Here is a 20,347-nt window from a genome sequence, read left to right as displayed (position 1 = left end):
TATTAACACCAGTGAGCAGCAGGATCGGGCAGAGCAGTACAGCGCTATTCTGCTGCAGGGAGGTAGGGATGCTAAAAAAATTAAACGTGCTTTATCTCATCGCCAGCCTGTTTTTTCTGGGCACCGGTATTACCTTAGGTCTGGTGCTGTCACCGTTAATTACCGCGGAAGTAAATGCCACGCAAAAGGAGGTTAATCTGGTGAAACAGCAAGCACTATATAGCGGTGAGTTTGATCGCCATCAGCCGGGCAGTGATGCGCTGTACTGGGCCAGCGGCAAGGTCTATCTCAATGAAAACGTCATCGCCTTTGAGGGGGAAATTGCCCCCGGTCCACACTATAAAATTTACCTCACCAAAACTCAGGCGTTTGATCAGCACTCATTTCTGCAAATAAAACATCAATCGGCGTTAATTGGCGATTTAAATAACTTTGGTGATTTTATTAAATCGCTGCCGGAAGGCATCGATCCGCAGGAATATTGTGCCGTACAAATCTGGAGTGAGCAATTTTCGAAATTTGTCGGCTCAGCGCGTTATCGCACCTGAATAAGGCACCGACGTGCGCCGGTGCCCCATTTAGATTACTGGAAAGCGTAGCTTAGCGTCAGGCCGACGCTGTAATTACGCCCCGGTGCGGGTTCGTAATACCGGCCATTGCTCTCATTAACGATGACCGAGCCGATATAGTGGCGATCGAGCAGATTATCCACGCGGCCAAACAGATCCAGCGTCCAGTTCTGCACCAGCCATTTATAGCCGCTGTTCAGTCCCACCACCGTATACGCCGGCGCTTTGACATTATTCTGGTCGTTGGCCGCAATGTCGCTCAGGTAGCGCAGGTCGCCGCCGGCATACCAGCCTTGCTCCGGCGCGTAGGCCAGTCCGGCGTAGGCCATATTGCGTGCAATACCGGGGATGCGCTTGCCGTCACAGCTGTCGCTGCCGCAGGCGTTACTGCGGTAGCGCGCGTCGAGCAGTGTCCACGCGGCTTTCAGGTGCCAGTCATAGCCAAACTGCTGATCGAGCCCGAGTTCCAGGCCACGGCGGCGCGTCTCACCGGCATTTTTGTAGCTGGTGCGGCCTTCGTAACTGCTGTCTGACACGATCTCGTTTTTGGTATCGGTCTGAAACAGCGCGGCGGTCAGCAGGCCGTTGCCGAGGCGTTTTTTGCTGCCGAGCTCCACGGTATTGCTGGTGGCCGGCTGCAGGTTGAGATTGAGCCCGGCCTGATCCGCCGCGCGGTAGGAGAGTTCATTCAGCGTCGGCGTTTCAAAGCCGCGACCGGCGGAAACATAGGCGTTCCAGCCATCATCAATCGCGTATTTGAGCGAGGCCGCAGGCAGCCAGCGGTGATAGCGGCGATTGCCGCTGTCATCCGGATCGCTGGCGGTCACGTAATAGTCGTTAGCATCGAAATTGACCGTGCTGAAGCGCACGCCGGCGTCCAGCGACCAGCGATCGCTCAGCTGCCACGCGGTCTGCAGATAGGGATCGAGGTTCCACATCAGGTTGCGCTCGTTGCGGCGCAGATCACCCTGCACGCCGTAGTCGGTGGCGCCGTCACTGCGGGTGAAGTTCTGATAGCCTTTGCGTTTCTCGCTCATGGTTTCATAGTCGAGGCCGCCGGTCAGGATCACCGGCAGCGTCAACAGCGTAGCGCGGTGCGTCCAGCGCGTATCAATGCCCTGGTAGTGGCGCACCAGTGAAATGACACCACCGGGATAGCCGGCTTTCAGCTGGGTCGCCAGCGGGATGGACTGATACTGGGTGGTTTCGCGCTCACCGGCATAGAGCATCACGCTGAGATCGTCGTTATCGCTCATCTGGCGCTGATAGTGCAGGCCCGCCTGGGTCTGGTCGACGGTTTTACGCGCGTTGTACAGCGCGACGTTGCTGGCCACCTGGCGCGGATTATCACGCCACTGATCCGGCGTCAGGCCGCCCGGATCCTGCGCCTCAACGTGAACGCTATTGAACAGCAGCGTCAGGGTGCTGACATCGTCAATGCGCACGCCAAGCCTGGCATTGCCGAGGTTTTTCTGCGCGGCGCTGTGGTCGCGATAGCCGTGCGTGGTGAAGCGCGAAGCCGACACCGTATAGTTAACATCGCCGGCATGGCTGCCATCACCGGTGGCACCGCTCGCTTTCACGCTGTTGCGCCAGCTACCGTAGCTGCCGTACCAGCTGCTGGCTTCCAGCGTAGTCGGCTGCTGGCCGCGCTGGGTTTCCACATTGATCACGCCGCCCGATGCGTTACCGTACAGCGCGGAGAACGGGCCGCGCAGCACTTCCACGCGATCGATGGAACCGATATCGATATTCGAGGTTTGCCCCTGGCCATCTGGCATGCTGGCCGGAATGCCGTCAACGTACAGGCGAATGCCGCGCAGGCCGAAGGTGGAACGCGAACCAAAGCCGCGCACTGAAATCTGCAGGTCCTGCGCATAATTTTGTCTGTTTTGAATTTGCAGACCCGGTACGCTGGTGAGGTTTTCAGACAGGTTAACGCGCGGTGCGGCGTGGCGCATATCGTCGCCGCTGACAACGCTGACCGCCGCCAGAGTATCCAGCTCAGAAAGTCCACTGGCCGCGGGCGCGGCGCTTACTACCAGGGTATTGCTGGCATTGTCCGCCGCCAATAGCGGCAGCGGCAGGAGTGCAGGCAGCATCAGCAACGGTGCCTGTCGCAAAAGAGCAATTTTCATTTTAATAACCGTAAAAGACGTGAAATGAACCAATCGGGACATTTATCGCGCGTATGTTAATCGTTTTAGCGCGGGTTTGAAAAGCGTTAATAGTAGGGCAGAACCCTGTTAAGTGTGGCGTGAAAAATGTCCTTTCACCGCACCTCTGGCCTGGCTGTCAGCCCCAATTTCTGTCAGTGTGATCGTTTTGCCTGCGGTAAGAAGAAGGAGAAAACATGAATCAGCAACCTGTAGTTGCGGTACTGGGATTAGGCGCGATGGGACACGCATTTGCCGCCAATCTGTTGAAGAAGGGCTTTACCGTGCGCGGCTGGAACCGCACGCGTGCCAAAGGGGAAGATTTGGTGGCCGCAGGCCTGACGCTGAGCGACAGCGCCGCGCAGGCTGTGGAAGGCGCAGACGTGGTGATTGCCATGCTGGCGGACGGCGCTACCACGCGCGCCACGCTTAACCAGGTGCAGAACGCACTGCAGCAGGGGGCTACCGTGGCGCAGATGGGCACCATCGGTGTTGAAGCGACCGACGCGCTGATCGCCGGGCTGGCGGCCGCACGGCCGGACGTGGTGTTTATTGATGCGCCGGTCTCCGGTACCAAAGCGCCGGCTGAAAACGCGCAGATTCTGGTGATGGCCAGCGGCGACCGGCAGCGTGCCCAGGCGGCGGAGCAGGTGTTTGCCGCGATTGGTAAAGGGACGCAGTGGCTGGGTGCCGCCGGCGCCAGCTCGCGCATGAAGCTGGTGGTGAATAGCTGGCTGATTGGCCTGATGCAGAGTCTTGCCGAAAGCACCCGGCTGGCAGAGCAGTTTGGTTTCACTACCGACGATCTCTGGCAGGTGCTGGAAGGCGGTCCGCTGGCAGCGCCGTACGCCAAAATGAAACTCGGCATGATTGCCAGCGGCGACTTTACGCCGCAGATGCATCTGATCTGGGCGCTGAAGGATGCGCGGCTGGCGCTGGACGCGGCCGGCGACACCTCACTGCCGGCGCTGGAAAACATCGTCGATGTCTGGCAGCAGGCGGTCGATGCCGGTTACGGCGAGCAGGATCTGGCGGCGGTTTATCAGTACCTGAAACGCTAAATGAGTCAGCGGCTCGACTTTGACTTCTCGCAGCGTCCGCTGGTGCCGTATGCGCATGATTACGCGCACGGCGATGCGGAGCCGTGGCACTATCACCACTGCGCGCAGCTGATACATACTTTGAGCGGCGTGGTGAAAGTGGAAACGCAACACGGCAGCTGGATTGTGCCGCCCAGCCGCGGCGTGTGGCTGCCGGCCGGCACGCGTCATGCGCTGCACATCGTTGGCAGCGTGGCGGCGCGCACGCTGTTTGTCGATCCGCTGGCGCGCGCCGATCTGCCCGCCAGCTGTCAGGTGGTGCAGATATCGCCGCTGCTGCGGGAGCTGATTGTCAGCGCGCTCACGCTGCCGGAGCATTACGCGTCTGGCAGTCGCGCCGAGCGCATTTACGAGCTGATTCTCGATGAGATTCGCGTGATGGACGTGCTGCCGTTTGGCCTGCCACTGCCGCACAGCGACCGGTTGCTGGCGCTGTGCCAGCAGATTCAGCAGTCACCGGGCGAGAGCTGGACGCTGGCGCGCGCGGCGGCGCAGCTGTGTGTGGCGGAACGGACGCTGGCGCGCCATTTCAGTCGCGAAACTGGTTTGCAGTTTAGCGACTGGCTGCGGCGTGCCCGGCTGAGCGTGGCGCTGACCCGGCTGGCGCAGGGCGATACGGTGCTGGCCGTGGCGCTCGATCTCGGCTATGACAGCCCGAGCGCCTTCAGCGCCATGTTTCGTCGCGTGCTGGGCGTTACGCCAGCGAACTACTTTCCGGCGGCAGAAAAGCGCCCGCCGCGTTAAGCAACGCCTGCAGCGAGGCGCGCGTCACGTCATTATCAATACCCACCCCCCACGCACGCTCGCCACGCGGCGTGATGCAGCTGATATAGCACACCGAACGGCTGTCGCTGCGTTTGCCCAGCGTGTGTTCATGGTAATCCTCAATGGTTACGGCCAGATCGAAGCGCTGACGCAGCGCGGCCACCGCTGCTGACAGCAGTCCGTTGCCGCGCCCTTCCAGGGTCAGCTGCTGCGGACCCTGCTGCAGGCGCGCTTTAATCCGCGTCTCGCCCTGATCATCGCTATGGCTCTCCGACTGCAGCAGGCGACACCGCGGCTTTTGCAGGCCGTACTGCTGACAGAACAGCTGCCACAGCGCGTGGTGCGTCATCTCCTGGCCGTGAGCATCGGTCTGCTGCTGCACGCAGCGGCTGAAATCCTGCTGCAGGCCGCGCGGCAGTTGCAGGCCGTGATTTTGTTCCAGCAGCCAGGCGGCACCGCCTTTACCGGACTGGCTGTTCACGCGGATCACCGCTTCATAGCTGCAGCCGATGTCCAGCGGATCGAGCGGCAGGTAGGGCATTTGCCATACCACTTCATTACGTGCGCTGCGTTCGGCAAAGCCTTTGCGAATGGCATCCTGATGCGAACCGGAGAAGGCGGTGAACACCAGTTCGCCGGCGTAAGGATGGCGCGGATGGACCGGCAGCTGGTTACAGCGCGTCACCACTTCCAGCACCTCGCGCATATCGCTAAAGTCCAGCTCAGGCGTCACGCCCTGGGTATAGAGATTCAGCGCCAGCGTCACCAGATCGACGTTGCCGGTGCGCTCGCCGTTACCAAACAGACAGCCTTCAACGCGATCGGCCCCGGCCAGCAGCGCCAGCTCGGCGCAGGCGGTGCCGGTGCCGCGATCGTTATGTGGATGGACGCTGATGGCCACCTGCGAGCGCTGGCTGAAGTGGCGACAGAAATATTCGATCTGGTCGGCATACACGTTGGGCGTGTTGACTTCCACCGTGGCGGGCAGATTGATGATCATCGGCCGCTGCGGTCCCGGCTGCCAGATGGCGGCGACCGCTTCACAGATTTCCAGCGCAAATTCCGGCTCGGTAAAGCAGAAGGTTTCCGGCGAGTACTGAAAGGTCCAGTGTGTGGCGGGCTGCGCCGCACAGCGTGCGCGGATTTGCCGCGCGGCGGCGCAGGCCAGCTCGACGATCTCAGCTTTGCTCTGACGAAATACGCGCTCACGGAACAGCGGGGCGGTGGCGTTATACAGATGGACAATCGCCTGCGGCGCGTCACGCAGCGCTGTAAAGGTGCGATCGATTAAATCGCCGCGCGCCTGGGTTAATACCTGAATAGTGACGTCGTGAGGGATGTGCTGCTGTTCAATCAGCAGGCGCACAAAATCAAAATCGGTTTGCGAGGCGGCGGGAAACGCCACTTCAATCTCTTTAAAGCCGCAGCGCAGCAGCAGTTGCCAGAATGCTAATTTGCGCGCGCTGTCCATCGGCGTGGCCAGCGCCTGATTGCCATCACGCAAATCGGTTGAGAGCCAGCGCGGCGTGCGGGTGATCTGGCGAGACGGCCACTGGCGATCCGCCAGATTGATGACAGGCCACGGGCGATATTTTTCAGCAGGTTGAGTCAGCATGGGGGTCTCCTTGAGGTCTGCCTGTAGTCTGCAGTAACCTGCCGGACGCGGCTCACGCATAGCTGACAACCCGGCGTGCAAAACTGACAGCTGCCGCAGCGATACCCGTCAGTTAAACCCTACTGTGCTTCGATCCCGTGTTTTTTCATCATCGCACGCAGCTGATGATAAGTGACGCGCAACAGTTCAGCGGCGCGGCGCTGGTTGTATCGCGCCTGTTGCAGACTGGCTTCGACCAGTGCGCGCTCCTGCTGGTTTTGCCACTGGCGTAAATCCAGCGGCAGCGCCGGCAGGGCGTTTTCACGCTGTTCTGCTGCTGGCTCTGTTATCGCAGGAGCGCTGCGTGGCGCAAACGGATTGATGATGATGGTGTCGAGCGCCTGTTCGGTGCTGTGATGACGGTACACCGAGCGCTCCACCACGTTTTTCAGTTCACGCACGTTGCCCGGCCAGCTGTGCTGCAACAGGGTGAGCTGAGCGCGCTCGCTAAAGCCGGGAAACAGCGCCAGGCCCAGCTCGCGGCACATTTGAATGGCAAAATGCTCGGCCATCACCAGAATATCGCTGCGGCGCTCGCGCAGCGGCGGCAGCTGGACAACATCGAACGCCAGGCGATCGAGCAGGTCGGCGCGAAAACGGCCGGCGGCGGCCAGCGCGGGCAGATCCTCATTGGTAGCGCACACCAGCCGCACGTTAACCTGCAGCGACTGATTGCCGCCAACGCGTTCCAGCTGGCCATACTCAATCACGCGCAGCAGTTTCTCCTGCACCAGCATCGGCGCAGTGGCAAGCTCATCCAGAAACAGCGTGCCACCATCGGCGCGCTCAAAGCGGCCAAGGTGGCGCTTCTGGGCGCCGGTAAAGGCTCCGGCTTCATGGCCGAACAGCTCGGAATCCAGCAGGTTTTCATTCAGCGCGGCGCAGTTGAGCGAAATAAACGGCCCCTGCCAGCGGTCGGAGAGGTAGTGCAGGCGGCTGGCAATCAGCTCTTTACCGGTACCGCGTTCGCCAGTCACCAGCACCGGTTTCTCCAGCGGTGCCAGTTTCGATACCTGTTCCAGCACCTCTAAAAAGTTATTCGACTCGCCCAGCAGATTGTCTTTACCATTTGCCATGATGAAATTCACCACTGATTAATTAATTTCACTACTTTAACGGATTGCGCCGCGCGTGTAAAACAGTCAAATCCAGTAAAATCAGCATATTAAAAACTGGCACGCATCTTGTATTAGTCATGAGCGTAAAGACATGACAACCAGAGGAACATCATTATGGGTATTTTTTCTCGTTTCGCCGATATCGTGAACGCTAACATCAACTCGCTGCTGGAGCGTGCCGAAGATCCGCAGAAACTGGTACGCCTGATGATTCAGGAAATGGAAGACACGCTGGTGGAAGTGCGTTCCACCTCGGCCCGCGCGCTGGCAGAAAAGAAACAGCTGCTGCGCCGTATTGAGCAGGCCGAAACTCAGCAGGCCGAATGGCAGGAAAAAGCTGAGCTGGCGCTGAGTAAAGAGAAAGAAGATTTAGCCCGTTCGGCGCTGATTGAGAAACAGAAGCTGACCGACCTGATCGCTGCGCTGCAGCAGGAAGCCAGCCACGTTGAAGAGACGCTGGATCGCATGAAAGGCGAGATTGGCGAGCTGGAGAAAAAACTCAGCGAAACCCGCGCCCGCCAGCAGGCCCTGACGCTGCGTCACCAGGCGGCTTCATCGTCACGCGATGTGCGTCGTCAGCTCGACAGCGGCAAGCTGGATGAGGCAATGGCACGCTTTGAATCGTTTGAACGTCGCATCGATCACATGGAAGCAGAAGCGGAAAGCCAGCGCTTCGGTAAAAGCAAAACGCTGGACCAGCAGTTTGCCGATCTGAAAGCCGATGACGAAATCAGCCAGCAGCTGGCTGCGCTGAAAGCCAAAATGAACCGCAGCGAGTGATCGCCCCGGGCCTGCTAACGGGCCCGGATTGCCGGGTGTACTGAAAAAGGAGAGTCAATGAGCGCACTATTTCTGGCCATACCGTTAACGATCTTCGTGCTGTTTGTGGCACCGATCTGGTTATGGCTGCACTACAGCAACAAACGCAACGGCGGGACGCTATCGTCCGGTGACCTGCAGCGCCTGCAGCAGCTGACGCAGGAAGCGCGCCGCATGCGTGACCGGGTCGAGGCGCTGGAAGCGATCCTCGATGCCGAACACCCGAACTGGAGGCAGCCATGATGAACGGACGCAAACTGTGGCGTATTCCGCAGCAGGGCAAAGTGCGCGGCGTGTGTGCCGGGCTGGCCGAGTACCTGGATATTCCGGTGCGGCTGCTGCGTGTGATTGTGGTGCTGTCACTGTTTTTCGGTCTGTTTATGATCACCGTGACCGCCTACTTTATCCTCGGCTACGTGCTGGATGAAAAACCGCTGGACGCACCCTCTGAGCGCACACCAACGGCGCGCGAACTGCTGGATGAGCTGGAGAACACGCTCACCGCGGATGAGCGTAACGTACGCGATATTGAGCGTTACGTGACCTCAGAAACCTTCAGCGTACGCAGCCGTTTCCGCCAGATTTAATCCCTGTCGCGGGCCCGTCAGCGGGTCCGCTGCTCTAAGAGAGGCGCTATGCATACGCAACGTTTTACTGCTCTGCGCCGCCGCGCAACGCCTGCGTTGAAGTCGGCGGGAAAATTCATCATCATCAGTGCAGTAACCTATGCGCCCGGCGGCCTGGCCGGCTGGGCAGTGAAATCGGTGGCGCGCCGTCCGCTGCGCCTGTTGCTGGCGGCCGCCCTGGAACCGTTGCTGAGTAAGGCGTTTAACCGCCTGTCAGCACGTTTCATCAGGGAGAGCGATGAAAAGACTGCAAAATGAGTTGATGGGGCTGATGAACCGCGGCGTGGATCGTCATCTGCGCCTCGCCGTCACCGGCCTGAGCCGCAGCGGCAAAACCGCCTTTATCACCTCGCTGGTTAACCAGCTGCTTAATGTCCACAGCGGCGCGCGTCTGCCGCTGTTTTCCGTGGTACGCGAAGAGCGACTGCTGGGCGTGAAGCGCGTACCCCAGCGTGAGTTGGGCACGCCGCGCTTTACCTATGACGAAGGGCTGGCCCAGCTGTACGGCACGCCGCCGATGTGGCCGACCCCGACGCGCGGCGTCAGCGAGATGCGCCTGGCGCTGCGCTACCGGCCGGATCAGTCTCTGCTGCGTCATTTCAAAGATACCGCCACCCTTTACCTCGAAATTGTCGATTATCCCGGCGAGTGGCTGCTCGATCTGCCGATGCTGGCGCAGGATTATCTCAGCTGGTCACGCCAGATGGTCGGCCTGCTGCAGGGCGATCGTCAGCAGTGGGCCGCGCGCTGGCACAGCCTGAGCGCCGATCTCGACCCGTTCGCGCCCGCCGATGAAAACCGCCTGGCGGAGATCGCCGCGGCCTGGACCGACTACCTGCATCAGTGCAAAACCGAAGGATTGCACTTCATCCAGCCGGGACGTTTTGTGTTGCCGGGTGACATGGCTGGCGCGCCGGCACTGCAGTTTTTCCCGTGGCCCAACGTCGATGAACAGCAGGCCGGCAAGCTGCTTCAGGCGCCGGCCGGCAGCAATTTCGCCATGCTGCAGCAGCGTTTTCACTACTACTGTCAGCATGTGGTGAAAGGGTTTTATAAAAATCACTTCCTGCGCTTCGATCGTCAGATCGTGCTGGTCGATTGCCTGCAGCCGCTCAACAGTGGACCGCAGGCGTTCAATGATATGCGGCTGGCGCTGACCCAGCTGATGCAAAGTTTTCACTATGGCCAGCGCACGCTGTTCCGCCGTCTATTCTCGCCGGTCATCGATAAGTTGCTGTTTGCCGCCACCAAGGCCGATCACATCACTGCCGATCAGCACGCCAATATGGTGTCTCTGCTGCAGCAGCTGGTGCAGGACGCGTGGCAGAACGCCGCGTTTGAAGGCATCAGCATGGATTGCCTGGGGCTGGCGTCGGTGCAGGCGACCGAGAGCGGGCTGGTGGATCATCGCGGAGAAAAATTACCGGCGCTGCGCGGTCATCGCCTCTCCGACGGTGAACCGCTGACTTTTTACCCGGGCGAAGTACCGCCGCGCCTGCCGGGCAACAGCTTCTGGCAGCAGCAGGGGTTTCAGTTTGAACAGTTCCGGCCGCAGCAGCTGGATGTCGATCGGCCATTGCCGCATATCCGCATGGATGCTGCGCTGGAATTTTTACTGGGAGATAAATTGCGATGAGCAATGAAACGCCACTCAAACCACGGATAGATTTTGCCCGCCCGTTGCAGGAGCCTGTGGAGCCGACCCTGCGCGCGGCGCACACCTTTAGCAGCGACGCGCAACAGGGGTTTCTGGTGACGCCTGACGCGGAGCCGCTGGAAGAGGGCGCCGGCGAGAAAGTGGTGGAAGCCGCGCTGCGGCCAAAGCGCAGCCTGTGGCGCAAAATGGTGGGCGTCGGGCTGGGCATCTTTGGCATCAGCGTGGTGGCGCAGGGCGCCCAGTGGCTGCACGATGCCTGGCTGACGCGCGACTGGTTTGCACTGGGCAGCGGCGTGGCTGGTGGGCTGATTGTCGCCGCTGGCGCGGGCGCGCTGATTGGCGAATGGCGTCGGCTGTATCGTCTGCGTCAGCGGGCGGAAGAGCGGGACGTTGGCCGTGAGCTGTTGGCCAGCCACGGCATCGGCAAAGGCCGGGCGTTCTGCGAAAAGCTGGCGCGCCAGGCGCAGCTGGATCAGGCGCATCCGGCACTGCAGCGCTGGCACGCGGCGCTGCACGAAACCCATAACGACCGCGAAATTGTCACACTGTATGCCCAGCTGGTGCAGCCGGTGCTGGACCGTCAGGCGCGGCGCGAAATCAGCCGCCACGCGGCAGAATCGACGCTGATGATTGCCGTCAGCCCGCTGGCGCTGGTGGATATGGCGTTTATCGCCTGGCGCAACCTGCGGCTGGTGAACCGCATAGCGGCCATCTACGGCATTGAGCTCGGCTACTTCAGTCGCATCCGACTGTTCCGGCTGGTATTACTGAATATGGCGTTTGCCGGTGCGTCAGAGCTGGTGCGCGAAGTTGGTATGGACTGGATGTCGCAGGACATCGCCGCCCGTCTCTCGGCGCGTGCGGCGCAGGGCATCGGTGCCGGGCTGCTCACCGCCCGACTGGGGATCAAAGCGATGGAATTATGCCGTCCGCTGCCGTGGCTGGCGGAGGACAAACCGCGGCTCGGCGATTTCCGCCGTGAACTGGTGGGACAGCTTAAAGAATCGCTGGCCAAAAGTGGTGATAAAGCAGGTCAGGCTGCTAAATAATCTCACCTTGTCTGCCTTTCACGCTGCCGATGGCGTGAAAGGTAAAATTATCTGTGCTCAGAGTGATTTCTGGCGGGATTATTGTTGGTTGTTCCGCTACACTTCTCTTCATCACCTGCCTCAGAGTGTCAACTTTTCATGACAGAACCCTTCTGGGGCGCTGCAAGTTAGCGTATTATCTTTAAAATCAAAACCTGACTAAGGCTCATCGCAATGCGTTTGGAAGTTTTCTGCCAGGACCGTATCGGTCTGGCGCGCGAGCTACTCGACCTGCTGGTTGCCCGTAATATTGACCTGCGCGGCATTGAAATTGCCTCGCTGGGCCGCATCTACCTCAACTTTTCTGCGCTGGAATTTGACGCATTCAGTAGCCTGATGGCGGAGATTCGCCGTACACCGGGCGTGACAGACGTTCGCACCGTGTCTTTCATGCCGTCTGAACGTGAACATCGCGCGCTGAGCGCGCTGCTGGTGGCGATGCCCGAGCCGGTGTTCTCCCTCGACCTGAAAGGTAAAGTCGAACTGGCGAATCCGGCGGCGCAGAACCTGTTTAACCTCGACGAACAGAAGATCCGTAATCAGAACGCCGGCACGCTGATTGCCGGCTTTAATTTCCAGCGCTGGCTGGAGAGTGAACGTGTTGACGCGCAGGCGCAGCATGTGGTGATCCAGGGGCGTGATTTCCTCATGGAAGCGCGCCCGATCTATCTGGCGCAGGAAGATGAGCAGAACGACCAGCCGGTAGGTGCGATGATCACCCTGAAATCCACCGCGCGCATGGGGCGGCAGTTGCAGAATCTCAGCGTCACCGATGACTCCGAATTCGATCACATCGTGGCGGTGACGCCGAAAATGCGTCAGGTGATCGACCAGGCGCGCAAGCTGGCGATGCACGATGCGCCGCTGCTGATTGTTGGCGACACCGGCACCGGTAAAGATATGCTGGCACGCGCCTGCCATCTGCGCAGCGCACGCGGCAAAAAACCGTTCCTGGCGCTCAACTGCGGATCGATCCCGGATGACGTCGCTGAAAGCGAGCTGTTTGGTCACGCGGCGGGCGCGTATCCCAACGCGCTGGAAGGCAAGAAGGGCTTCTTTGAGCAGGCGAACGGCGGCTCGGTGCTGCTGGATGAAATCGGCGAGATGTCGCCGCGCATGCAGACCAAACTGCTGCGCTTCCTGAACGATGGCACCTTCCGCCGCGTCGGCGAAGATCATGAAGTGCATGTGGATGTGCGCGTGATCTGCGCCACGCAAAAGAACCTGATTGAGCTGGTGCAGCGCGGTGAGTTCCGCGAAGACCTGTTCTATCGTCTGAACGTGCTGACGCTGAATCTGCCGCCGCTGCGCGAACGTCCGCTGGATATTCTGCCGCTTACCGAAATGTTTGTGGCGCGCTTCGCGGATGAGCAGGGGCTGCCGCGCCCACGTTTGTCTCCGCAGCTGACGCCGTTCCTGACGCGCTATAACTGGCCGGGCAACGTGCGCCAGTTGAAAAATGCGCTGTATCGCGCGCTCACGCAGCTGGAAGGTTATGAACTGCGTCCGCAGGATATCGTGCTGCCGGAGCAGGCGCTGGATGTGTCGCTGGGCGAAGAGGCAATGGAAGGGTCGCTGGATGAAATTACCAGCCGTTTTGAGCGTTCAGTGCTGACTCGTCTCTATCTGTCGTATCCCAGCACGCGTAAACTGGCGAAACGCCTTGGGGTGTCACACACCGCGATCGCCAACAAGCTGCGCGAATATGGCCTCGGTCAGAAACGCAGCGAAGGCGAATAATCCGCGTTCTGCATCAACAAGCCGTCTGTGACAGACGGCTTTTTTATCAGCAATAGCCTTACTTCAGCGCTGCCAGTGCCGCTTCATAGTTCGGCTCTTCGGTGATTTCATTCACCAGCTCGCTGTACAGCACCTTATCGTTCTCATCCAGCACCACCACCGCGCGGGCGGTCAGGCCTTTCAGCGGGCCATCGGCGATGGCAACGCCGTAACCTTCAATGAATTCTGCACCGCGCAGTGTAGACAGCGTCACTACGTTATTGACGTTCTCGGCGCCGCAGAAGCGCGATTGCGCAAACGGCAGATCGGCAGAGATGCACAGCACCACGGTGTTGTCAGCTTCGCCAGAACGCTCGTTGAATTTGCGCACCGACGCGGCGCACACGCCGGTATCAATGCTTGGGAAAATGTTCAGAACTTTGCGTTTGCCTGCATACTGAGAAAGGGACACATCACTGAGATCTTTCGCTACCAGGTTGAACGGTTTTGCCTGCTCGCCAGCCTGCGGGAAGTGGCCGGCAACCGGCACCGGATTGCCCTGAAAGTGAACATTCTGCGACATACAATTTCCTTTTAACGATGAAATATCTGGCGTTAACCCCACCAGAACAGGTATAGCGTTTGTTTATGACATAAATTTTAAGGGTTTACGAGCCTAATTCAACGTGGAGCTGCACCAGCACGTTATGACGTCATGGATTTGAGGAGTCAGTATGAGAACAGTGAAAAGTTATCCGGAAGCCTGGCCGCTGCACTCGCCGTTTGTGATTTCGCGCGGCAGCCGCACCGAGGCGCACGTGGTGGTGGTGGAGATTGAGCAGGATGGCCTCAAAGGGATTGGCGAGGCCACGCCCTATGCGCGCTATGGCGAAAGTGAGGCTTCGGTGCTGCAGCAGATTGCTTCACAGCTCGCTGCGTTACAAAACGGCATGACGCGGGCGGCGCTGCAACAGGCGTTGCCGGCCGGTGCCGCGCGCAACGCGATTGATTGCGCGCTGTGGGATCTGGAGCGCCAGCAGCAGCGCACCAGCCTGGCGGCGCTGTGTGAGGCGGTGCCGGCACAGGAGATCGTCACGGCGCATACCGTCAGCATCGATACGCCAGAAGCGATGGCCAGCAGCGCGCTGGCGCTGTGGCAGCACGGCGCGCGCCTGCTGAAAATTAAGCTGGATAACCATCTGATCAGCGAACGGCTGGTGGCGATCCGCAGTGCGGTGCCGGACGCCACGCTGATCGTCGATGCCAATGAATCCTGGCAGGCAGAAGGGCTGGCGGCGCGCTGCCAGCTGCTGGCGGATTTGCAGGTGGCGATGCTGGAGCAGCCGCTGCCTGCCGCGCAGGATGCGGCGCTGGCCCATTTTATCCATCCGCTACCGATCTGTGCGGATGAGAGCTGCCACACGCGCGACAGTCTGGCAGCCCTGCACGGGCGCTACGACATGGTGAATATCAAACTGGATAAAACCGGTGGGCTGACCGAAGCGCTGGCGCTGGCCACGGCCGCGCGCGCGCAGGGATTTGCCATCATGCTGGGCTGTATGTTGTGTACCTCGCGCGCCATTCGTGCCGCGCTACCGTTAACGCCGCAGGCCACGTTTGCTGATCTCGACGGTCCGACGTGGCTGGCGGCCGATGTGGAACCGTCGCTGCACTTCTCGCACGGCGTGCTTAAGACGACGGCTGCCAGCGCAGCAGGTTGATCATCGCATCGAGATACACCTCGGTGGCTTCGTCCACCGAGATGGCGGGCATTTCGGCGGTGATGCAGGGCAGACTGAGATCGGCGCACCAGCTGCCAAACGAGCCCGGCGTGGCGTAGCCGACGCTGCTCACCACCGGCAGACCGGTTTGTTCCGCCAGCCAGCTGGCCAGCGGGCTGTGGTGCGGATCATCAATACAGGCCAGCGGTTCGTGCCAGGAGACGACCCAGCGCGGTCGGATACGATGAATCAGCTGACACAACGCGGCAGTTTCCGGCTCCGACGCCGGTGCTGTGCCGGTCGACAGCAGCACATCGCGCGCGTCAGCCACGCTGTTCCAGCGATAGACAGTATCGCCCGCTTGCCAGTTGGCGGCAGGGAAGTTGCGGTTGAGATCGACACCGTTGACATTGGCGCGCAGCCCGAGCTGGCAGCCGTCCGGATTGACCGCCAGAATCACATGATGACGCCGCAGCGTGTCCGGCAGCGTGCGCATGGCGGCTGAGAGCGTGGCCACCGCCGCGTTTTCATCGCCGTGGGTGCCGGCGATAATCAGTCCGCTGTCTTCGTCAGCCGCCGGTGCCGGAAACCACAGCAGCGGCGCACCCAGCACCGAATGTCCATACTGTTGCCAGACGGCGTCCAGCTTACCGCGCAGCGGGCGCGGGTGGTGTGTCGACATAACCTTCCTCTCTGTCATGCATCGCGTTCAGCCGCAAAAATTGTGAGCTGCCATCCAGCCTCAACATAACGGTAAACAGCAGATGGGGAAATAGCTATTTATCAATCAGCGATTTGCGATAAAGTGCGAAAAGTTGCTGGCGACGCATTGGTTTGGCCGTCGCCCTTTTTTCGGGTCAAGGAGTCGCGATGAAACTAACTTTCCGCACCACGCTGGCCGCGCTCATCATCAGCAGCGCTCTCTCATCCGCCTATGCCGCCAGTGTGCCTGCCGGGGCGCAACTGGCCAGCAGCCAGGAAATCGTGCGCCATATCAAAGATGAACCGGCCTCGCTTGATCCGCTCAAAGCGGTCGGTCTGCCGGAGATTCAGGTGCTACGCGATCTGTTTGAAGGGCTGACTAACCAGGACGCGCAGGGCAAAATCGTGCCGGGCGTTGCGCAGAGCTGGAGCAGCAACGACAACAAAACCTGGCTGTTTACGCTGCGCAAAGACGCACGCTGGTCTAATGGCCAGCCGGTGACCGCACAGGATTTTGTCTATAGCTGGCAACGTCTGGTCGATCCTAAAAACAGTTCGCCTTTTGCCTGGTTTGCTGCGCTGAGCGGCATTGAGAATGCTGAAGCCATCACCAAAGGGCAGATGAGCCCGGACAAGCTGGGCGTGGTGGCGACCGATGAGACGCATCTTAAGGTGACATTGTCACGTCCGCTACCGTGGTTCCCCAGCATGGTGGCCAACGTGGCGATGTTCCCGGTGCCGCAAAAGGTCATTGCGCAAAACGGCGATGGCTGGACTGCGCCAGGTAAACTGGTGGGCAACGGCGCTTATCAATTGCAGGAGCGCGTAGTTAACGAAAAGATTGTGCTGGTGCGTAACCCGCACTACTGGGATAACGCCCATTCGGTACTGACGAAAGTGACCTTCATTCCCATCAATGAAGAATCCAGCGCCACCAAGCGTTACCGCGCCGGGGATATCGATATCACGGAATCCTTCCCAAAAAATATGTACGGCCTGTTGAAAAAAGAGCTGCCGGGGCAGGTGTATACGCCGGATCAGCTTGGCACCTACTATTACGCGTTTAATACCCAGAAAGGGCCGACGGCGGATGTGCGGGTGCGTAAGGCGCTGTCATGGAGCATTGACCGCCGCATCATTGCGGAAAAAGTGCTGGGCACCGGCGAGAAACCGGCATGGCACTTCACACCAGACGTCACCGCCGGCTTCACGCCGCAGCAGAGCTTTCTGCAGCAGCACAGCCAGCAGGAACTGAATGCGCAGGCCAAATCCCTGCTGACCGCCGCCGGTTACGGCCCGGCTAAACCGCTGCACCTGACGCTGCTGTATAACACCTCTGAAAGTCACCAGAAAATTGCGATTGCGGTGGCCTCGATGTGGAAAAAGAATCTCGGCGTTGACGTGACATTGCAGAACCAGGAGTGGAAAACCTATATCGACAGCCGCAACAGCGGTAATTTCGATGTGATTCGCGCTTCGTGGGTGGGCGATTACAATGAGCCGTCGACCTTCCTCAGCCTGCTGACCGCCAGCCACAGCGGTAATATTTCCCGCTTCAGTAACGCGGAATATGATGCGGTGCTCAGTAAGGCCAGCAATGAAACCAGCGTGGCGGCGCGCAATGCCGATTACAACAAAGCCGAGCAGATCATCGCTGACCAGGCGCCGATTGCGCCGATCTACCAGTACACCAACGGGCGGCTGATCAAGCCGTGGGTTAAGGGCTATCCCATCACTAATCCGGAAGACGTTGCCTACAGCCGGGAATTGTGGATTGAGAAGCACTGACGCTGAACCGCCACGGAGGGCGGTGAACGATCCGGTTGCGCTGTCATTTTTACTCACACCCTGGTAATTGCAACTGTCCCGCGCCGCGCTAGACTGTATCGTATTGTTTTTGCTAGTGAGGCGAGTACGTGAACGTCATTGAAGGAAAAGCGCTGCAGGTGTCGGATGCGATTGTCGCCTGCCAGTTCGACGGCAAGGGTGGCGTTATCGCCATTGAAGATAAAGATGTCATCAACTGCGAGTCTCACTGCTGGCTGCACCTGAACTATACCCAGCGGCAAAGCGCCGACTGGTTGCAGCACACGCCGCTGATCCCTGATGCGGTGCGGGATGCGCTGGCCGGTGACAGCATGCGACCGCGCGTGACGCGCCTCGGTGACGGCTTTATGATCGTACTGCGCAGCGTGAATCATAACGCCGATTCGCGCCCGGACCAGCTGGTGGCGATGCGGGTATTTATCAATGACAAGCTGATTGTTTCTACCCGCCGTCGCAAAGTGTATGCCATCGATGAAGTGCTGACCGATCTGCAAAACGGCAACGGGCCGGTGGACGGCGGCAGCTGGCTGGTGGACGTCTGCGATGCGCTCACCGATCACGCCAGCGAATTCATTGAAGAGATGCACGATAAAATTATCGCGCTGGAAGATGCGCTGATGGACCAGCAGGTCCCGGCGCGCGGTGAACTGGCGCTGCTGCGCAAACAGCTGATCGTGATGCGCCGCTATATGGCGCCGCAGCGTGATGTCTATGCGCGGCTGGCAAGCGAGAAACTGCCGTGGATGAGCGACGACGATCGCCGCCGCATGCAGGATGTCGCGGACCGGTTGGGGCGCGGACTGGATGACCTCAATGCGGGCGTGGCGCGTACCGGTATTCTGGCGGATGAAGTGGCCTCGCTGCTGGCGGAATCCATGAACCGGCGCACTTACACCATGTCGCTGATGGCGATGATTTTCCTGCCTGCCACGTTTCTCACCGGGCTGTTTGGCGTCAATCTCGGCGGCATTCCCGGTGGCAGCTGGCCGCACGGCTTTACCATGTTCTGCGGGTTGTTACTGGTGATGGTGCTGGGGGTCGCGCTGTGGCTGAAACGCCGCAACTGGCTGTGATGTTATCAGGGGGTTATCTGCAGGTCATGAACGGGTAATTGTGGCGGTGCAGGGGAGAAAAGCGGAAAAAACCTGATCGACATCAATAAGCGCATAGCCCAACCGGGGCAAACTCTCTCCCGCAGGTGAATGCAACGTCAAGCGATGGGCGTTGCGCTCCATATTGTCTTACTTCCTTTTTTTGAATTACTGCATAGCACATTTGATTCGTACGACGCCGGCTTATCCGCCGGCTTTTTTTTTGCCGTTTGGCTTGCTGCCGCATCCTTTCCTATGCTTAACAGACATTCAGCGAACAGGAGAACGGCATGCGCATGATTCACGCCAGCGAACCTATCCCGACCGATCCGCCACCGATTCCCGAACCCGTGCCGCAACCGCAGCCGATTCCCGAGCCTGAGCCGCCGCACGATCCTGAGTTTCCGCCGATTAGCGATCCTCCACCGCACCGCTAATAAAAAAGGCGCGTTGCCGCAGCGACGCGCCTCTATGTTGCAAAGTCACCGCGTTATTTAATTTCCAGCACGTCGAGGCGAGCGCTCAGGTCCGGCTGATCGTCCTCGTCAGCCTGCCAGCCGACGGGCTGCGCTGGCAGCGATTCGCGATCAAAACCAATGTCCCCGCCGTCAACCACCGCATCACCATGCTTAATGCCTTTAAAATCAAACAGATTAATATCAGCCATATGTGATGGCACGATGTTCTGCATGGCGCTGAACATGGTTTCAATGCGGCCCGGATAGCGCTTGTCCCAGTCACGCAGCATATCGGCAACCACCTGGCGTTGCAGGTTCGGCTGTGAACCACACAGGTTGCACGGAATGATAGGGTACTGGCGCGCTTCGGCGAATCGCACGATATCTTTTTCGCGGCAGTAGGCCAGCGGGCGAATCACGATATGTTTACCGTCATCGCTCATCAGTTTTGGCGGCATGCCTTTCATCTTGCCGCCGTAAAACATGTTGAGGAACAGCGTTTGCAGGATGTCATCGCGATGGTGACCTAAGGCAATCTTGGTGCAGCCCAGTTCAGTGGCGGTACGGTAAAGAATGCCGCGACGCAGGCGTGAACAGAGCGAGCAGGTGGTTTTGCCTTCCGGAATTTTTTCTTTAACGATGGAGTAAGTGTCTTCGTTGACGATCTGATACTCCACGCCCAGCGTGTCGAGGTAAGCCGGCAGCACGTGTGCCGGGAATCCCGGCTGTTTCTGGTCAAGATTCACTGCCACCAGCGAAAAGTTGACCGGCGCGCTCTGCTGCAGGTTACGCAGAATTTCCAGCATGGTGTAGCTGTCTTTACCGCCGGACAGGCACACCATGATGCGATCGCCTTCCTCAATCATGTTGAAATCCGCAATCGCTTCACCGACGTTACGGCGCAGGCGCTTCTGCAGTTTGTTCAGGTTGTACTGCTCTTTTTTATTAACTTCTTGATGTTCAGACATGAATTTCGGTCTCGGTGATCGCTGGTCAGCTGCGGATGTCGCGTTGATGCGGCCCTGGTCAGGCCTGCATTAACCGTGTCTGCGCACGCTGCGGGTCGCTGCGCTGGCCTTTATGGGTGCCGGCTGACCGCAGTCAGCAGGAAAAGTCTGTGGCGTATGGTACGGATTACAGCGCCAAATTCCAGCACGATTTATGGGTTTGCCGGTGATGCGCTCTGTGCGCCGCGCGATCGCGGTCAGAGACCTGTTGCGCTATTCACAATTTTTAGTTTGTCGCGGATTTGGCAAGCGGTACACTGCCTGCTTCCC

20 protein-coding genes are annotated in these 20,347 nt (G+C 59.4%); 14 read left to right on the top strand and 6 right to left on the bottom strand.

The features are described 5' to 3' along the window. The first annotated feature begins 68 nt into the window (after positions 1–68). Positions 69–548: a DM13 domain-containing protein gene (locus tag AC6I8P_RS10035; protein WP_058769739.1), complete on the top strand. Its 480-nt coding sequence runs from the start codon at positions 69–71 to the stop codon at positions 546–548. Positions 549–583: 35 nt separating this feature from the next. Here the strand turns inward: AC6I8P_RS10035 and pqqU are convergent, their stop codons facing one another. Further along, positions 584–2,707 (bottom strand): TonB-dependent receptor PqqU, encoded by a 2,124-nt coding sequence (gene pqqU, locus AC6I8P_RS10030; RefSeq protein ID WP_498030579.1) that lies wholly within the window; start codon positions 2,705–2,707, stop codon positions 584–586. Positions 2,708–2,922: 215 nt separating this feature from the next. Between pqqU and AC6I8P_RS10025 the strand changes: the two genes are divergently transcribed. Together AC6I8P_RS10025 and AC6I8P_RS10020 are read left to right on the top strand one after the other, a co-directional pair. Beyond that, positions 2,923–3,786 carry an NAD(P)-dependent oxidoreductase gene (locus tag AC6I8P_RS10025; RefSeq protein ID WP_058769741.1) on the top strand — a complete coding sequence of 288 codons (864 nt, stop codon included), beginning with the start codon at positions 2,923–2,925 and terminating at the stop codon, positions 3,784–3,786. Beyond that, a complete protein-coding gene (locus AC6I8P_RS10020; RefSeq protein ID WP_059008734.1) occupies positions 3,787–4,569 on the top strand; it encodes an AraC family transcriptional regulator in 783 nt (260 codons plus the stop codon). It abuts the gene before it with no gap. Here AC6I8P_RS10020 and leuA read toward each other — a convergent pair. Further along, positions 4,520–6,205: a 2-isopropylmalate synthase gene (gene leuA / locus AC6I8P_RS10015; RefSeq protein WP_498030578.1), complete on the bottom strand. Its 1,686-nt coding sequence runs from the start codon at positions 6,203–6,205 to the stop codon at positions 4,520–4,522. The two genes, AC6I8P_RS10020 and leuA, sit on opposite strands and share 50 nt — an antisense overlap. A gap of 119 nt (positions 6,206–6,324) precedes the next feature. After that, positions 6,325–7,320, bottom strand: coding sequence for a phage shock protein operon transcriptional activator (gene pspF, locus AC6I8P_RS10010; protein WP_498030577.1), 996 nt, complete (start codon positions 7,318–7,320; stop codon positions 6,325–6,327). Positions 7,321–7,476: 156 nt separating this feature from the next. Here pspF and pspA point away from each other — a divergent pair, with 156 nt between their 5' ends. The 7 genes from pspA (at position 7,477) to tyrR (ending at position 13,292) form a co-directional block, all read left to right on the top strand. Continuing rightward, positions 7,477–8,142 (top strand): phage shock protein PspA, encoded by a 666-nt coding sequence (gene pspA / locus AC6I8P_RS10005; RefSeq protein ID WP_021506139.1) that lies wholly within the window; start codon positions 7,477–7,479, stop codon positions 8,140–8,142. 57 nt (positions 8,143–8,199) lie between these two features. Further along, positions 8,200–8,424, top strand: a complete 225-nt coding sequence (gene pspB, locus AC6I8P_RS10000) for an envelope stress response membrane protein PspB (RefSeq protein WP_021506138.1) — start codon at positions 8,200–8,202, stop codon at positions 8,422–8,424. Further along, complete coding sequence (gene pspC / locus AC6I8P_RS09995; RefSeq protein WP_058758492.1) at positions 8,421–8,768, top strand: envelope stress response membrane protein PspC; 348 nt, start codon at positions 8,421–8,423, stop codon at positions 8,766–8,768. Before pspB ends, pspC begins: the two co-directional genes overlap by 4 nt. A gap of 48 nt (positions 8,769–8,816) precedes the next feature. Further along, positions 8,817–9,065 (top strand): phage shock protein PspD, encoded by a 249-nt coding sequence (pspD, locus tag AC6I8P_RS09990; protein ID WP_058769747.1) that lies wholly within the window; start codon positions 8,817–8,819, stop codon positions 9,063–9,065. Then, positions 9,046–10,443 (top strand): YcjX family GTP-binding protein, encoded by a 1,398-nt coding sequence (locus tag AC6I8P_RS09985; RefSeq protein ID WP_264441290.1) that lies wholly within the window; start codon positions 9,046–9,048, stop codon positions 10,441–10,443. The genes pspD and AC6I8P_RS09985 overlap by 20 nt, the downstream gene beginning before the upstream one ends. Further along, positions 10,440–11,513 carry a YcjF family protein gene (locus tag AC6I8P_RS09980; protein ID WP_264441289.1) on the top strand — a complete coding sequence of 358 codons (1,074 nt, stop codon included), beginning with the start codon at positions 10,440–10,442 and terminating at the stop codon, positions 11,511–11,513. Before AC6I8P_RS09985 ends, AC6I8P_RS09980 begins: the two co-directional genes overlap by 4 nt. 213 nt (positions 11,514–11,726) lie before the next feature. After that, a complete protein-coding gene (gene tyrR / locus AC6I8P_RS09975; RefSeq protein ID WP_481657657.1) occupies positions 11,727–13,292 on the top strand; it encodes a transcriptional regulator TyrR in 1,566 nt (521 codons plus the stop codon). 58 nt (positions 13,293–13,350) lie between these two features. On the opposite strand, the gene tpx is transcribed toward tyrR, so the two are convergent. Continuing rightward, positions 13,351–13,854, bottom strand: coding sequence for a thiol peroxidase (gene tpx / locus AC6I8P_RS09970; protein WP_021506132.1), 504 nt, complete (start codon positions 13,852–13,854; stop codon positions 13,351–13,353). Positions 13,855–14,005: 151 nt separating this feature from the next. Here tpx and ycjG point away from each other — a divergent pair, with 151 nt between their 5' ends. After that, complete coding sequence (gene ycjG, locus AC6I8P_RS09965) at positions 14,006–14,992, top strand: L-Ala-D/L-Glu epimerase (protein WP_498030576.1); 987 nt, start codon at positions 14,006–14,008, stop codon at positions 14,990–14,992. Here ycjG and mpaA read toward each other — a convergent pair. Then, entirely contained in the window at positions 14,961–15,674 is a 714-nt protein-coding gene (gene mpaA, locus AC6I8P_RS09960) for a murein tripeptide amidase MpaA (RefSeq protein WP_498030575.1), read from the bottom strand. The genes ycjG and mpaA overlap by 32 nt on opposite strands. A gap of 188 nt (positions 15,675–15,862) precedes the next feature. On the opposite strand from mpaA, the gene AC6I8P_RS09955 reads away from it, so the two are divergent. From AC6I8P_RS09955 to AC6I8P_RS09945, 3 genes are all read left to right on the top strand, one after another. Then, positions 15,863–17,482, top strand: coding sequence for a peptide ABC transporter substrate-binding protein (locus AC6I8P_RS09955; protein ID WP_498030574.1), 1,620 nt, complete (start codon positions 15,863–15,865; stop codon positions 17,480–17,482). 128 nt (positions 17,483–17,610) lie between these two features. Beyond that, positions 17,611–18,594, top strand: coding sequence for a zinc transporter ZntB (gene zntB, locus AC6I8P_RS09950; protein WP_498030573.1), 984 nt, complete (start codon positions 17,611–17,613; stop codon positions 18,592–18,594). Positions 18,595–18,902: 308 nt separating this feature from the next. Further along, positions 18,903–19,049 carry a hypothetical protein gene (locus tag AC6I8P_RS09945; protein WP_021506127.1) on the top strand — a complete coding sequence of 49 codons (147 nt, stop codon included), beginning with the start codon at positions 18,903–18,905 and terminating at the stop codon, positions 19,047–19,049. Between the two features lie 53 nt (positions 19,050–19,102). Here the strand turns inward: AC6I8P_RS09945 and ttcA are convergent, their stop codons facing one another. Beyond that, positions 19,103–20,038 (bottom strand): tRNA 2-thiocytidine(32) synthetase TtcA, encoded by a 936-nt coding sequence (gene ttcA, locus AC6I8P_RS09940; protein ID WP_021506126.1) that lies wholly within the window; start codon positions 20,036–20,038, stop codon positions 19,103–19,105. Positions 20,039–20,347 lie beyond the last annotated feature (309 nt).

Source organism: gamma proteobacterium symbiont of Lampromicra miyakona, assembly GCF_059730895.1.
Note: the sequence above shows the minus strand (reverse complement) of the source record. Positions and strands in the feature narration are given on the sequence as shown.

What these genes read in the sequence shown, in the direction of transcription:
- AC6I8P_RS10020 (WP_059008734.1), top strand. Translation starts at nt 3,787, where the DNA reads ATGAGTCAGCGGCTCGACTTTGACTTCTCGCAGCGTCCGCTGGTGCCG.
- tyrR (WP_481657657.1), top strand. Translation starts at nt 11,727, where the DNA reads ATGCGTTTGGAAGTTTTCTGCCAGGACCGTATCGGTCTGGCGCGCGAG.
- AC6I8P_RS09985 (WP_264441290.1), top strand. Translation starts at nt 9,046, where the DNA reads ATGAAAAGACTGCAAAATGAGTTGATGGGGCTGATGAACCGCGGCGTG.
- mpaA (WP_498030575.1), bottom strand. Translation starts at nt 15,674, where the DNA reads ATGTCGACACACCACCCGCGCCCGCTGCGCGGTAAGCTGGACGCCGTC.
- pspB (WP_021506138.1), top strand. Translation starts at nt 8,200, where the DNA reads ATGAGCGCACTATTTCTGGCCATACCGTTAACGATCTTCGTGCTGTTT.
- AC6I8P_RS10025 (WP_058769741.1), top strand. Translation starts at nt 2,923, where the DNA reads ATGAATCAGCAACCTGTAGTTGCGGTACTGGGATTAGGCGCGATGGGA.
- tpx (WP_021506132.1), bottom strand. Translation starts at nt 13,854, where the DNA reads ATGTCGCAGAATGTTCACTTTCAGGGCAATCCGGTGCCGGTTGCCGGC.
- leuA (WP_498030578.1), bottom strand. Translation starts at nt 6,205, where the DNA reads ATGCTGACTCAACCTGCTGAAAAATATCGCCCGTGGCCTGTCATCAAT.
- pspF (WP_498030577.1), bottom strand. Translation starts at nt 7,320, where the DNA reads ATGGCAAATGGTAAAGACAATCTGCTGGGCGAGTCGAATAACTTTTTA.
- AC6I8P_RS09945 (WP_021506127.1), top strand. Translation starts at nt 18,903, where the DNA reads ATGCGCATGATTCACGCCAGCGAACCTATCCCGACCGATCCGCCACCG.
- AC6I8P_RS10035 (WP_058769739.1), top strand. Translation starts at nt 69, where the DNA reads ATGCTAAAAAAATTAAACGTGCTTTATCTCATCGCCAGCCTGTTTTTT.
- AC6I8P_RS09955 (WP_498030574.1), top strand. Translation starts at nt 15,863, where the DNA reads ATGAAACTAACTTTCCGCACCACGCTGGCCGCGCTCATCATCAGCAGC.
- ycjG (WP_498030576.1), top strand. Translation starts at nt 14,006, where the DNA reads ATGAGAACAGTGAAAAGTTATCCGGAAGCCTGGCCGCTGCACTCGCCG.
- pqqU (WP_498030579.1), bottom strand. Translation starts at nt 2,707, where the DNA reads ATGAAAATTGCTCTTTTGCGACAGGCACCGTTGCTGATGCTGCCTGCA.
- AC6I8P_RS09980 (WP_264441289.1), top strand. Translation starts at nt 10,440, where the DNA reads ATGAGCAATGAAACGCCACTCAAACCACGGATAGATTTTGCCCGCCCG.
- ttcA (WP_021506126.1), bottom strand. Translation starts at nt 20,038, where the DNA reads ATGTCTGAACATCAAGAAGTTAATAAAAAAGAGCAGTACAACCTGAAC.
- pspD (WP_058769747.1), top strand. Translation starts at nt 8,817, where the DNA reads ATGCATACGCAACGTTTTACTGCTCTGCGCCGCCGCGCAACGCCTGCG.
- pspA (WP_021506139.1), top strand. Translation starts at nt 7,477, where the DNA reads ATGGGTATTTTTTCTCGTTTCGCCGATATCGTGAACGCTAACATCAAC.
- pspC (WP_058758492.1), top strand. Translation starts at nt 8,421, where the DNA reads ATGATGAACGGACGCAAACTGTGGCGTATTCCGCAGCAGGGCAAAGTG.